The organism is Bradyrhizobium vignae (assembly GCF_004114425.1).
GTDB lineage: Bacteria > Pseudomonadota > Alphaproteobacteria > Rhizobiales > Xanthobacteraceae > Bradyrhizobium > Bradyrhizobium vignae.
The window spans coordinates 12,302-24,989 of sequence record NZ_RDQF01000018.1; the positions used below are offsets into that span (position 1 = coordinate 12,302).

At 58.0% G+C, this 12,688-nt stretch carries 13 protein-coding genes; all 13 read right to left on the bottom strand.

The annotated features are described in order from the left end of the window. Positions 1-62 precede the first annotated feature (62 nt). Positions 63-1,022 (bottom strand): alpha-1,2-fucosyltransferase, encoded by a 960-nt coding sequence (locus EAV90_RS17305; protein ID WP_129144124.1) that lies wholly within the window; start codon positions 1,020-1,022, stop codon positions 63-65. Continuing rightward, entirely contained in the window at positions 985-1,920 is a 936-nt protein-coding gene (locus EAV90_RS17310) for an NAD-dependent epimerase/dehydratase family protein (protein WP_129144125.1), read from the bottom strand. Before EAV90_RS17310 ends, EAV90_RS17305 begins: the two co-directional genes overlap by 38 nt. Next, positions 1,907-3,004, bottom strand: a complete 1,098-nt coding sequence (rfbG, locus tag EAV90_RS17315; RefSeq protein ID WP_129144126.1) for a CDP-glucose 4,6-dehydratase — start codon at positions 3,002-3,004, stop codon at positions 1,907-1,909. The genes EAV90_RS17310 and rfbG overlap by 14 nt, the downstream gene beginning before the upstream one ends. A 62-nt stretch (positions 3,005-3,066) precedes the next feature. Next, positions 3,067-4,503, bottom strand: a complete 1,437-nt coding sequence (locus EAV90_RS40635) for a glycosyltransferase family 4 protein (RefSeq protein ID WP_129144127.1) — start codon at positions 4,501-4,503, stop codon at positions 3,067-3,069. Positions 4,504-4,512: 9 nt separating this feature from the next. After that, entirely contained in the window at positions 4,513-5,517 is a 1,005-nt protein-coding gene (locus EAV90_RS17325) for a glycosyltransferase family 2 protein (protein WP_164936983.1), read from the bottom strand. After that, positions 5,510-6,772, bottom strand: coding sequence for a class I SAM-dependent methyltransferase (locus tag EAV90_RS17330; RefSeq protein WP_129144129.1), 1,263 nt, complete (start codon positions 6,770-6,772; stop codon positions 5,510-5,512). The genes EAV90_RS17325 and EAV90_RS17330 overlap by 8 nt, the downstream gene beginning before the upstream one ends. Before the next feature lie 5 nt (positions 6,773-6,777). Beyond that, positions 6,778-7,551, bottom strand: coding sequence for a glucose-1-phosphate cytidylyltransferase (gene rfbF / locus EAV90_RS17335; protein ID WP_129144130.1), 774 nt, complete (start codon positions 7,549-7,551; stop codon positions 6,778-6,780). 9 nt (positions 7,552-7,560) lie between these two features. Beyond that, positions 7,561-8,550: a glycosyltransferase family 2 protein gene (locus EAV90_RS17340; protein WP_129144131.1), complete on the bottom strand. Its 990-nt coding sequence runs from the start codon at positions 8,548-8,550 to the stop codon at positions 7,561-7,563. Beyond that, the gene (locus tag EAV90_RS17345; protein ID WP_129144132.1) at positions 8,547-9,476 is read right to left on the bottom strand and encodes a glycosyltransferase family 2 protein; all 930 of its coding nucleotides are present in this window, start codon (positions 9,474-9,476) and stop codon (positions 8,547-8,549) included. The genes EAV90_RS17340 and EAV90_RS17345 overlap by 4 nt, the downstream gene beginning before the upstream one ends. A gap of 8 nt (positions 9,477-9,484) precedes the next feature. Then, entirely contained in the window at positions 9,485-10,234 is a 750-nt protein-coding gene (locus tag EAV90_RS17350) for a cephalosporin hydroxylase family protein (protein WP_129144133.1), read from the bottom strand. Next, on the bottom strand, positions 10,231-10,974 hold the full coding sequence (locus EAV90_RS17355) for a formyltransferase family protein (protein WP_129144134.1): 744 nt from the start codon (positions 10,972-10,974) through the stop codon (positions 10,231-10,233). Before EAV90_RS17355 ends, EAV90_RS17350 begins: the two co-directional genes overlap by 4 nt. A 7-nt stretch (positions 10,975-10,981) precedes the next feature. Then, entirely contained in the window at positions 10,982-12,124 is a 1,143-nt protein-coding gene (locus EAV90_RS17360; protein ID WP_129144135.1) for a DegT/DnrJ/EryC1/StrS family aminotransferase, read from the bottom strand. 5 nt (positions 12,125-12,129) lie between these two features. Beyond that, positions 12,130-12,684: a dTDP-4-dehydrorhamnose 3,5-epimerase gene (rfbC, locus tag EAV90_RS17365; protein WP_347338807.1), complete on the bottom strand. Its 555-nt coding sequence runs from the start codon at positions 12,682-12,684 to the stop codon at positions 12,130-12,132. Positions 12,685-12,688 lie beyond the last annotated feature (4 nt).

Below are 12,688 nucleotides of genomic sequence, written 5' to 3' on the forward strand. Positions count from 1 at the left end.
CTGGCAGCGGCGTTCAACATTCCTCCTTTGCCGATTAGATCGCAAGACCAACCACCATCCTCTCAGACCAATCGCCAGCCTGCCGGGTAAAGATCGCTTGTATCCCGCTTCTTCAGTTCATTCGGTGCAAACCATGCCCGAGGTGCAAGCACCACCTTGTCGGGTGATCGGTTAAGCCAAGCTCCCCACCAGCTGAACGAGCTGTTAGCAATCACGTGGTGCCGGCATCGAGCCATCAATGCCATATCTTCCCAGGGACGGTCGGGATCGCCACAAACATGAACGAGCCGGGATCGCGGAACAAAAGCCAGCACTCGCTCTGCCGCCACCGGATCATCGGAGAAGATGAACAATTCCGCCTTCCGAGCGATTGTGCGCTCTAGGCGGTCAAGTGCTTCGCGGTAATAGGGCTCTCCGAGAATGCCATGGAATTCGGCCGTGCCGGGGTTGACGTAGTCGCCGCGGCGGACGTGAACAGAGACAGGCATCGGACTACCCTCAATGAGGGTGAGCATGCCGGCCGCCGACTCGCCGAACGGCTCCCTCGGCGAAAACCATTCCCGTAAACTTTCGGAGATCGAACTGAAGTAACGCTCGCTCTGAAAATAGCCGAACAGTGAAGTGTGCGGCCCAAGCGAATCGAACGCGGTGTCAAAGTGGAAATGCGGCTCGCGATAGCTATCGGCGGGAGCCGCCAGTTTCGGCAACCCGGCCAGCTTGAGGACACGATCGATCCGCTGCCCCCACAACGAGCGTGCGAAATGATTGGGCGGCTTCTCGGCGCTTCCGTTCAAGCTATCTCGCTGACCTGCCTCCGGCACACACATGCGATCCAGTAGGAAAGAACGCAGCTTGTCGTTCTTGAATCCACTTAGATCCAGCACAAGATCCACACCGTGACGTTCCGCGAGCGCCTTGCCGGCTGCGTATTGAAACATCTGATTGCCAAGCCCACCGATCAGAGACACCGTGATCACGTATCGTTCAATCCCTTGAGCGACAAAGTGCGGCGACAGCAGCATCGACACCTTTATCGAGACCTATGGAAGGTTGCCAGCCGAGCTCTGAGCGGAGCAAGCTGGGCGAGCCGACTAACCAAGGCTCGTCGTCCTTACGCATGTCAATTGCTCCAAAGCCGAGCAGCGATGGATCAGCGTGCATCGCAGTTGCGACGCGTTCGGCGAACTCCCGCACCGAATGGCCGTACCCGGTAGCCACGTTCCAAGTTGCGACACCGGCCTTCTCGCCACAATGCGCGTCGGCACGCAACATCGCCTCGATGACGTCCTCAATGTAGACGAAATCGAGGACCTGCGTCCCGGCCGAGATGGCCACGCGTTGACGTTTGGCTAAGCCGTTGACGAGTGCTGGCAGAAGTCGATGGGACGCCTCGCCAGCACCATAGACTTTGAAAAGACGCAACAGACGAAAGCGAATGTCGATGCTATTGGCGATCGCGCTCGCTATCAGACCTCCGGCAGCTTTTGAGGAGCCATAGAGCTTGCCCTGCTCGAGGGGCGACGCTTCGGTAAGTAAGTCCCGGCTGGAGGGGCTCCGATATTCCGAAAAAGTCCCAGCCATGATCATCCTCGCGCCCCATTCGGCGCTGAGCCGCACCAGAGCGGCCGGGAACCCTACATTTATGGCAATCATCTCCTCGATGTTGCGGTCGTTCGGCCGGACGCCATAAGCCGCCAAATGGAAGACCGTATCGATGGGCCCGTGCAGCAGCCGCCGCAAACCACTCTCGCTGAAATCGTCGCATGCAACGATATTCAGCCGATCTCGCCACTCGGGCGGAAGTAAGCTCGACGACCGTGCCAGAACCGTGACGCGGCGGCGTTCCGACAATAAGCGCGCGACGAGATGAACGCCAATGAAGCCCGAGGCTCCAGTGACGAGAACATTAGCGGCCGGCATGGCTCCTCAACGCGTTGCAATAATACTCGATCTGACGAACTGTGATTGGCGCACCTTCCGAGGGACTAGCCGCAAAATCGCGATACCAACTCGCAGTCAGATCGATGGTATCCTCGAAAGATAGAGGAGGCGCCCAACCCAAATGGCTTCGGGCCTTCGTGCTGTCGAGATGGAGGAAGCGCGTCTCCGGGAAACTACCGGGTGCGTAAGTGATCTCCGGCTTTGTCCAAACAGTGCTGAGCTGTTCGACCAGATCCCCGACAGTCCGAGCGGCCTCGTCGCTGGGGCCGAAATTCCAATTGTCCGCGGCCGAGCTGTCGCCACTCAACAGACGGACAGCTAACACCAGATATCCATGAACCAGCGCCATCACATGCTGCCACGGACGTACCGCGCACGGATTGCGCAGCGAGATTGGATTGCGCGTCATCACGGCACGGACGAAGTCCGGAACGATCCGGTCGGCCGACCAATCGCCGCCGCCGATGATGTTGCCGCCGCGGGCATTTGCGATCAGCACGCCGTTGCCGCGCTCGGCCAATGTCGCGCGATAGGAGGCTGCGACCAGTTCCGCGCAGGCCTTAGAGGCACTGTATGGATCCTTGCCTCCAAGTGGATCCTGCTCGCGATAGCCCCAGACCCAATCCTGGTCGCGATAGACCTTATCGGTGGTGATACAGACGACGGCTTTGACATGAGGCGTGAGCCGTGCCGCCTCCAGCACATGCGCGGTGCCGAGCGCATTGGTGGCAAAGGTTTCGATCGGATCGGCAAAGGATTTCGACACCAGTGGCTGCGCGGCGAGGTGAATAATCACCGAGGGCTGATGGCGGGCGATCGCGTCGCGGAGGGCCGCGAAATCGCGGATATCCCCGATAGTGGAGGCGATGCCGTCTGCGACATTGGCCGCGACGAACAGGCTTGGCTCGGTTGCAGGCGCAAGCGCAAAGCCGGCGACATCAGCGCCGATGCGCTTGAGCCAGCTGACTAGCCAGCCGCCGGTGAAGCCGGTGTGTCCGGTCACGAAGATGCGCTCGCGCCGCAAAGCCAGTTCGAAATGAAGCAAGGAACGATCAACGGTCATGGGGCTCATTTGGTCAGATCAGAGGCAAGGAGTCGAGCGACAGGCGGATCGAACATCCAGTATCACCTGCTAGTCGCTTCATCCTCAGGGACGTGCTGCATTGACGACAGGACCGTCTCTCCGCGCAGAATACGTTCATAGGACTGGGCGATCTTGCCCCAATTGAACCTGTCGAGCCACGCCCGGCGGCCGGCCTCCCCGAGTTGCCGCAGATACTCGGGCGAGCGGACCGCTTTCTCCATCTCCCGTGCGAGCAGCGAAGGCGAGACCTTGGTATATCCGCGCTCGTCGACGTCTGCGGGACATATCCAGCCGCCGCCCGTCCAGCGCACGATTTCCTTGGAATTGCCCACTGGGACAGTGAGAAACGGTGTTCCGGCCGCGGCGGCTTCGAACAGAACGAGGGGCGAATATTCCACTCTAGAAGCGAAAACGAACAGATCAGCCTCAAGAAACGCGCTGATCACATCCTCCCGCGGCATGTCCACGCACAGGATCCGCTTCCTGCCGCAGTTCTCCTGGATGACCGTGTCGGCGTCGGCGGTATCAGGTATCTTGAGACGTGGCCGCGGCACTCCGGCCACTGTTGCCGGCGTAGATAAAGTCGGCGTTTTCGGAAACAGTCGATTCCAGACACCGCTCCAGCCTTCGCGATAGAAGTAGACGAACCCCTTCTTGACAGTATTGGGACGCAGCAAAAGGCGCGCGATCACACGCGCCTTGTGCACAAGATTCTGTAGCCAAGTCGGCAAGAAGAGCAGCCACGCGCCAACCGCCGGACCGAGATGTGGCTTGGGCCAGGCACCGTTCAGGATCAATGTGGCGTTGCGGCCGCGCAAATCCATCTCAGCGAATGCCTCGCCGACCTCCTTGTGTCCCTTGGCATTGACTGGCGTGCCGACCGTCAAGAATAACAACTCATCGGGAGGTATCCCGAGCTTGGCTCGCAGCCTGCCGTCGGGAGCACGCGCGAAATCGATTTCGCTCGCGCCATTCGGAACGATCGAGAATTTGGAAATGCCATGCGTTTTGGCGAAGTCGATGTCGCGGTATCTCTCTGCGTAGAAAATCAGGTGGTCAAATTTGCGCAAAACAGCGGGCAATTGCGCGAAGTAATCGGCATAATCGGGTTCGTAGTAGCAAGAGAAGCCGCACGGGACGAAAACCTTACGGGCCTTCACGTGGTCCAGCACAGGCCACAGCGCGTCAAAACTCCATTGCTGCGCGGCCTTGATCAGAATCGCATCGCCGTCGAAGCTAGTGATGAACTTCTGGTAGCGTTCTACTTCTCCTCGAAGTCCGTTGACCAGATTGCCGGTCACATCGAACTCATGGATCCTCACACCATTATGGATGGTCGAGCTGCGATCGGCTTGCTTGCGAGCCGCAACTGAGACGTCGTGACCAGCCGCCACCATCTGTTCAGCGATTTGCCGCATCACCTCCTGTACGCCTCCGCGCGCAGGATAATAGCTTTCGCAACAAAGAAGTAGTTTCATTGGACAACTTTAGATCGAAAAACCTAAACGGCGCAATGCCCCTCTTACGCGACCTGCAGCCCTTCGCGCGTGACCCAAGCCATACTTGTATACACTGAAGTGATGCTGCAAATTTCTCGTCCAGACCGCCACGGGATTGTCTTCAGCGCCAAAGCTTCGATTGCCGAAGATCGTTTTCCCTGCCTGAGTTACGACAGCGCACATTGCATCAATATCAGCGCCTTGCGACATTCTTTGCGGAGCGCCGTGCAGTAGGCTCGCGATGTCTAGGTGAATAGGCAGCGGATTCGGCTCCCCAACCGTCGCCGCCGCCAGGTTCTCTGCCGAGATCAGGATTAACTTGTCCTTGAACGGATCCTTGCCGTCGCGCGACATGCTGGTCGGCACCTCACGATAGATGGTGAGACGCTCCGCCAAGTTGCTGACGCGGAAGCGCCGCGCGATTCGCGACCACAGCTCGTAATCTTCCGGCGGCTGACGCGCGCGGTCCGTGGTGTAGAGCCCGACCTCATCGAGCGCGGCTTTGCGTATCATGACCGATGAATGCACGAATGGATTGTTGAATAGAAGCCCGAAGCGCAGTTCTTCGTCCTCGATCGCATGATCGTGGAACCGACCAGTCGGACTCTCTCCGGTCCAGATCTCGGCGCGTGTGCCGACCAGGGCATAGTCCGGATGCGCATCCAGAAATGCGACCTGCTTTTCCATGCGAGTCGGCAACGCCCAATCGTCATGGTCCTGCCGGGCGATATAGCGGCCGCGCGCGACCGATATGCCGTGATTAAGCGCGGCCGCAAGCCCCTTGTCCTTTTGATGGTAGACACGCACGCGCGGATCAGCGATGCGGTCGAGATAAGGACCGGTCTCGTCCGTCGAGCCGTTGTTGATCGCGATGAGCTCAAAATCTGTGAATGATTGGTTCAAAATCGTGTCGACCGCCGCTGACAGATCGCGGCCGCCGTTCTTCACGGACAAAACGACACTGACCGTCGGCGCACTGACCCGTTTATTCATGTGCATTGCCACTGCTGTCGAGAATCACGGGCTCGGGCACGGGAATAATGAAATGCCCTGTCCAGTTAGGAATTTGGTTGAGCTGCGTGACGATCTCTTCCCGCAGATTCCAGGGTAGGATAAGCACATAATCGGGCCGCCGCTTCTCGATTTCGTCCGGGGGAAGGACTGGGATCCTCGTGCCCGGCAGCAACAGACCCTGCTTGTGCACATTGCGATCGGCGGTGAAAGCGATGAAGTCGCGGCCAATTCCGCAATAGTTGAGCAGAGTGTTGCCTTTCGCCGGCGCTCCATAGGCGGCGACCGATTTACCATCCTCGATCAGCTCAATGAGAAGCCGCAGCAACGACCGCTTTAGCTGGCGAACGCGCTGTCCAAAAGCTTCGTACGTCGCAAGGCGGTCGAGCCCGGCCGAGACCTCCTCCCGTCTGAGCCGATTGACCGCCTCGGCCACCGTCTTGCGGTCTGCATGCCCAACGTAGAGCCGGAGCGAGCCTCCATGGGTGGACAGGCGTTCGACGTCGATTACCCGCAACCCGTGGCGCGCAAACAGCGGCTCCAGCGCCAACAGCGACAAATAGGAGTAATGCTCGTGATAAATAGTATCAAACTCGACATTTTGGATCATTTCCAGCACATACGGAAATTCGAAGGTCGCAACACCTTGCTCGCCGAGCAGAAGCTTAAAGCCCGCAACGAAATCGTTGATATCGGGCACATGCGCAAGCACATTGTTGGCTATGACCAAATCAGCAGTGCCACCCTGCTCGCGCAGCCGCGTCGCGGCCTTTGATCCGAAGAATGCGACTTCAGTCGGTACGCGCCGCAGCTCCCAGGCTGCCTTGGCACAATTGGCGGCCGGGTCGACCCCGAGACAGGGGATGCCGCGCTGAACGAAATACTGCAGCAGATATCCATCGTTGCTGCCGACTTCCACCACCCGCGAGTTGACGCCGAGGACAAGGCGAGCCGCGACTTTTTCCGCAAAGCTTCTAGCATGGGCAAGCCAGCTGTCCGAGAAGGACGAGAAATAGACATATTCCGCGTGGAAATGCGTCTCCGGTGTCTCGAAATCCTCGAGCTGCACCAGCCAGCAGTGGTCGCAGACAAAGCTCTTGAGCGGATAGAATCGCTCGCTGAGGGAGGCATGTTCGGCACGAACGAACGCATTCGAAATCGGCGTCATGCCGAGATCCACCAGCACGGCTGTCAGCGGTGCACCGCAAGACCGACACGACGGAAAACCAGCGGGCATCGCGCCTAGCCCCACTGCCGCCAGGGCGCGTGACCGGATTGCCAGAGCTCTTCAAGCATCATCTTGTCGCGCAGCGTATCCATCGGTTGCCAGAACCCGTAATGCCGGTAGGCAGAGAGCTGCGCATCCCGAGCCAGGGCTTCGAGTGGTGCCGACTCCCACGAAGTCTTGTCGCCCTCGATATGTTCGATCACCGCGGGATTGAGCACGAAGAAGCCGCCATTGATGTAGGCATTGTCGCCAGGCGGCTTCTCGACGAAGGATTTCACGGTCGCCCCATCGATTTCCAGGGCGCCATAACGGCCTGGCGGGCGCACCGCCGTCACGGTCGCCTGCTTTCCATGGCTACGGTGAAACTCGATTGTGGCGGCGATATCGAGATCGGAAAGTCCATCTCCATAGGTGAAGCAGAACGGCTCCTGCGGATCGAGATAATTCCGCACCCGCTTGAGCCGGCCGCCCGTGAGCGTCGTCTCGCCGGTATCGACAAGCGTGATCCGCCAAGGTTCAACGCTGCTCTGGTGGTAGGTGACGCTATTTCTCGTGGCATCAATCGTGACATCGGAATGATGCAGCACGAAGTTCATGAAGTATTCCTTGATCATGTACCCCTTGTAGCCGAGGCAGATCACAAAATCCGTGATCCCATGATGCGCATAGAGCTTCATGATGTGCCACAGGATCGGCCGGCCGCCGATCTCGATCATGGGTTTCGGCCGCACTAAGGACTCCTCCGAGATCCGCGTCCCCATGCCACCTGCAAGAATAACTGCTTTCATTTTGACTCCTTACTTGCCGCCCCATGATCCGGGGAGACGAGCTCTTATTCGTGCGAGATTTCGCATAGCAAACCCAGACACGTGCGCCTTCCAATTCTCGAAGTCTCGCAATGTCCGCAACCTCCAATCCTCGAAATCCGAATTCTCATAGTCCGTTGCGGCTCTGCCCGATGCCGCATAGTCGTATGCAGACCGTGCCGCCAGCACAGCTGCAGTAAATAGCCGATATCCGCTTCCTGCCGCAGCGCAGCGATAGCTTTCGAAATAGACCTCGCGCTCTTCTCGCGGATAGATCTGAGAACGCGGAATGGGCACCGAATCAACTACTTCGATTGGGACACGCTTTTGCAGCGTCAGTTGATCGTCCACGATAAGATTGTACCGACACAGGTAACCGTAGACGAGATTCATGTCATTGCCCCAAGTCGGTGGACGCTCGCGAAATATGTCGACTATCCTTGCGAGCGCTTGCCTGCGAAAAATGGAATAGATCAGATTCGCCTTACCCATGATTTCCGGCTCCCAGAGGAAGCGTATCAGATCAAGCGGTTTCAGTATGGTAGATTGGAAACGCTTGAAGCTCGGATATTCGCGCACGACCTCGCCGCGCATGTTGATGTTAACGACCTGACAGAACCAGGCCGACGCATTTGGCTTGCCCTCGAGGGCGCGAACACCTCTCTCAAGGAAGTCGGCGGGCCACAAATCGTCATCGGATGCCCACAAGAATAGTGGGGCGCGCGCCTGATCGTAAACGAACCAGAAATTCTTCTCCGCACCCTGATTGACGGGCTGTCGCACGTAGCGGAAGCGAGCGTCAATGTTCGCATAGTGCTCGCATAACTTCCTCACCTCGGGATTGGGCGAGGCGTTGTCAGAAATAATGAGCTCGAATTGGCTAAACGTCTGCTGCCGGAATGCTTCAAGCACAAGCGAGAGTAGATCGGGACGATTGTAGGTCGGAAGACCGATTGAGACCCGCGGTTCGAGCGCTTTCATGCGTCTCGCTTTCGCCGCGGTTTCCACCGAAGCACGAAATATAACTCGTGCCGTCTAATGAGATAGGCCGCGAGACGTTGCAATGCCCTCGCCTGCTTGCGGTCCGGAACCGCATCGTCAATCGCCGCGCACATGTCACGAATGACCCCGGAGTGATATGCATGCAACGGTCGCAACGAGCGAAGATGCGTATGCCACTCAGATGAAAGCGGATACCTGCCGCCAACTTGTTCCCATCTGGCCTGCTCGCAGACCGATTTGGCCGCAACTTTGTACATGCCGACGTTGGGCAAGACGCGAATGTTACCCTGTGCAGCCAGCAGAATGAAAAGCGGAATCTCGTTCATGGTGGGCCCGACCCACTCCAGAACGGGCCGTCCCTTGTACTTCAGAAACTCCGTCCGGTAGACGCCGTAGATCAGCTTATCGAAGTTATTTCGAATGAGGTGCTCGATACGTTTGTACGCCGATGATGATGAAAAGCTGTAAAACGGAGCGCCTTCCGCAAAGAACTCGAACAGGCCTTCTGCCGCGATCTCGTACCGAGCTTCCATTTGGCACAATGCCACTGAAGGATCGCGCTCTAGCTCCTCGACGCAACTCGCAACAAAGAAGGGCTCCCATCGATCATCGTCGGCCGCCCACAGAAAAAAATCGCCGACCGCCTTGTCGATGAGAGAGTTGAAATTGGCAATTGAACCTAAGTTTTTCGAATGACGATGATAGCTTACTCGAGGATCGCTCCGCATTCGCTGCCGAACCACTTCCGCCACTCTAGGGTCTTCGGACGCGTTATCGGATACAATAATCTGCAGGTTCTTGTACGATTGACCGCAAATCAAATCCAGCGCACGGGTCAGCGGCTCTGGTCGGTTGTAGGTTGGAATTCCGACCGTGACGAGAGAGTTGGCCATGGCTTCAGGCATCCAAGCCACTAGTACACGCGCTTAAGATAACCATCGGGTGCCACCGTGATGAGCAGCTTGTGTTGTATGCTCTTATCCACTTCGAATTCCGGATGGCGCTTGAGGAAGTCCCACGCCGCCGTCTTCGCATTGTTTCCTCTGCGCCAAGGGCGATCGGAAAAAGCGTCATCGGGCATATCCTCGATCACCGTATCGAACACAACACAGTAGCTTCCGACCGTGGCGAGGCCTGCGTAGGCTTCAAGCTCGGCGAGAACGTGATCATGGGTGTGATTGCTGTCCAGCATGACGAGCACGCTGCGCTTGCCGGCGGCCCTGGCCTTGACTGCGGAAATTACGTCCGGCGCGATACTCGAACCCTCGATCATGGTGATGCGCCGCGCCATCGGATGAGCCTCAATCGCGGCACGGTTGTGGGCGCGAATATCGATATCGATCCCCAGCACTTCGGCGTCCCGTGGGCCATCCGCGATCGCGTTCAATTCCAGCATCGAAGCTGAGAAGATCAAGGAACCTCCGTGCGCGATGCCAGTCTCGATGATGAGCTCGGGCTTGATCGACCAGATGATTTCTTGAACCGCGAGGACGTCTTGAGGGTATTGAATGATCGGACGGCCCATCCACTCGAAATGGTAGGAATACTTGGCGTGGTTGGCGCGGTCCATCCATGCGCGCGTGGCGACGCCGAGTTCACGATCATTGCCCATGCCCGCGATTTCCGCAGCGCATTCGCGCTTGAACCTTTGATACTCGCTCATCGCATTTTCCTCTTGATCTCGACACGAACTTCGTACACGTCATCTCCATCCGAAAAGATACAAGCCGGATGGGCTGGAAAGGTGCGCGCGCGCAGCATGTTAAGCAGATCGCGCGCCGCATATGCCTTGTCGAGATCAATGACGCTCGCAGGCTCCAGCTCGGACGCACGGTGAAAGGTGCCGGCCTCGAGATTCTGTGGCCGCGTTTCGAAATCGAGGCCAACGAGCCTGGGATATGTTTTCTGGACTAGCTCCAGCATCGCTTCCGTTGCCTTTCGATAGAGCGATCCACCTGTGTCTTCCCAGTCGCTGGGAAGTTCGACCTGCGCGACGATATCGCCACTGTCGACGCCTTGATCGACCATGTGCAGGCTCACGCCGAAGGGCACGCGATCGACAATCGACCAGAAATTATAGTGTTTGCCTCTGCCGTAGGGCAGAAGGCTCGGATGCGTATTGATGAAGCCGCGACGCGGAAGCGACAGCAATGGCGGGCGAATGATTTTTGGCCACCACGCCATCAGGCCTAGATCGAAAGCCAGTCCTTCGCTTGTGGCGAAATCCGCCACCTGGGCAGAGGACTGAAATATCAACGACCGGACATCAGCATCGCGCGCCATCGCCGCAATTTCGTTATCGGACATCGTTACGATCAACGCAATATCTTTTCGGTGGTTGGCAATAAGCCACCGAACGATGTCGCAACCGACGTGAGCATCTGCAAGCAGGAGAAGCCTCATGCTGGCATCACGCCTCCTGCAGCACGCGCCGCAGCACCGCGATCACTCGGTCCTGATCCGACGTCGTCATGTCGTGATAGCTTGGCAGATTGATCGCCCGTTCTGGGATTTCCTGCGCATGACGATTTCCCGGCACCGCATCGAACATCGACAATCCCGATAGTGGATAGAAAAATACGCGGGCGTCGATATTGTCCTGCGCAAAAGCGGCAACGAGCTGCTCGCGCGACACTCGGGTCGTCTCGTGGAACACGACGGTCGGCATCCAGGCCCCGTTGACGATGTTGCTCGGCTCCGGATTCATCCCCACGCCCGGCAAATCCCGCAAGCGGTCGCGGTAATAATGAAAGATTTGCCGCTTGCGTGTGATCAATTCGTCGATCCGTTCCATTTGCGCGCAGCCGAGGGCTGCCTGGATATTGGACATCTTGTATTTGAAGCCAACGACGTCGGGCCAAAATTGCCTGCGCTGGCTCCGCGACCGGCCGTGGTTCGATAACGTCAGCACCTGTTCATAAAGGGAGAGATCGTTTGTGACGAATATCCCGCCCTCACCGGTCGTCACGGTCTTGGTCCCATGAAAGGAGAACGCCCCGAAGCGCCCCATACTTCCTGCGCGCCTGCCAAAGTATTCGGAACCGATGGCCTCCGCGGCGTCCTCGATCACCGGAATGCCGTGACGCTCTCCGATCATCAATAGACGTCCCATGTCGCACAGATTGCCATAAAGGTGAACCGCAAGGATGGCTTTTGTCCGCGGCGTAATCGCGGCCTCAGCCAGATCCGGATCGATGCACCAACTGTCCGGACGAATATCCACAAAGACCGGCTTGGCCCCGAGATGAACAATCGGCGCCGCCGACGCTATCCAGTTCGTATCGGCCATGACCACCTCATCGCCGGGGCCGATACCCAACGCGGCCATTCCCATGTGCAACGCCCCCGTACAGCTTGACGTCGCGATCGCAAACGAGACTCCCAGATGCTCCTTGAATGCAGCCTCGAACCGATTGATGTAGTCATAGCACCGCTCACCCCAACCGTTCGACGCAGCATCTGCTGCGTAACGCGCCTCGAGTTCGGTAATCGACGGCTTCGTGTAGAGAACACGGGGCCGGTTTTCGACAGCCGCGCGACTTCGATCAGGCATGCAAATCACCCGGGTAGAGTTTCAAGAAACGACGGCGGCAACGCTTCGTCGCGCTCCGAGATGACAGCATCCGCCACGGGCCAGTTGATGGCCAGCCCAGGATCATCGAACCGGAAGCCTCTCTCCGCGCCCGGCACGTACGCTGGCGAAATCTCGTAGTCGACGTCTGTATTGTCCACCAACGTCTGAAAGCCGTGCGCAAAGCCCTTTGGAACATAAAGGATGACGCGGCTATCGGCAGTCAGGGTTTCGGCATACCATCGACCGAATGTTGTCGAACTCCGACGCAGATCGACTATGACGTCGAATATCGCGCCGCGCGTGCATCGCACAAGCTTAGCCTCAAGGTGCGGGGCAGCCTGGAAATGCATACCACGCAATGTTCCTGCCCGCCTGTTGTAGGAGATTGATCTCTGGACGAAGTCCGATTCGAGCCCGTGAGCACGGAAGGTTTCCGCGCAGAACCTCCGTGCGAACCCGCCACGGTGATCAACGATTAACTGCGGCTCAATGCGGTAGGCTCCGGCAAGCGGGAGCTCGTGGAATATCACGGGATACACCCGT

Coding starts and splice junctions, on each gene's coding strand:
- EAV90_RS17360 (WP_129144135.1), bottom strand. CDS start 12,124: ATGCCTGATCGAAGTCGCGCGGCTGTCGAAAACCGGCCCCGTGTTCTC.
- rfbF (WP_129144130.1), bottom strand. CDS start 7,551: ATGAAAGCAGTTATTCTTGCAGGTGGCATGGGGACGCGGATCTCGGAG.
- EAV90_RS40635 (WP_129144127.1), bottom strand. CDS start 4,503: ATGAAACTACTTCTTTGTTGCGAAAGCTATTATCCTGCGCGCGGAGGC.
- EAV90_RS17310 (WP_129144125.1), bottom strand. CDS start 1,920: ATGCCGGCCGCTAATGTTCTCGTCACTGGAGCCTCGGGCTTCATTGGC.
- EAV90_RS17350 (WP_129144133.1), bottom strand. CDS start 10,234: ATGAGCGAGTATCAAAGGTTCAAGCGCGAATGCGCTGCGGAAATCGCG.
- EAV90_RS17355 (WP_129144134.1), bottom strand. CDS start 10,974: ATGAGGCTTCTCCTGCTTGCAGATGCTCACGTCGGTTGCGACATCGTT.
- EAV90_RS17345 (WP_129144132.1), bottom strand. CDS start 9,476: ATGCCTGAAGCCATGGCCAACTCTCTCGTCACGGTCGGAATTCCAACC.
- rfbG (WP_129144126.1), bottom strand. CDS start 3,004: ATGACCGTTGATCGTTCCTTGCTTCATTTCGAACTGGCTTTGCGGCGC.
- EAV90_RS17325 (WP_164936983.1), bottom strand. CDS start 5,517: ATGAATAAACGGGTCAGTGCGCCGACGGTCAGTGTCGTTTTGTCCGTG.
- EAV90_RS17305 (WP_129144124.1), bottom strand. CDS start 1,022: ATGCTGCTGTCGCCGCACTTTGTCGCTCAAGGGATTGAACGATACGTG.
- EAV90_RS17340 (WP_129144131.1), bottom strand. CDS start 8,550: ATGAAAGCGCTCGAACCGCGGGTCTCAATCGGTCTTCCGACCTACAAT.
- EAV90_RS17330 (WP_129144129.1), bottom strand. CDS start 6,772: ATGCCCGCTGGTTTTCCGTCGTGTCGGTCTTGCGGTGCACCGCTGACA.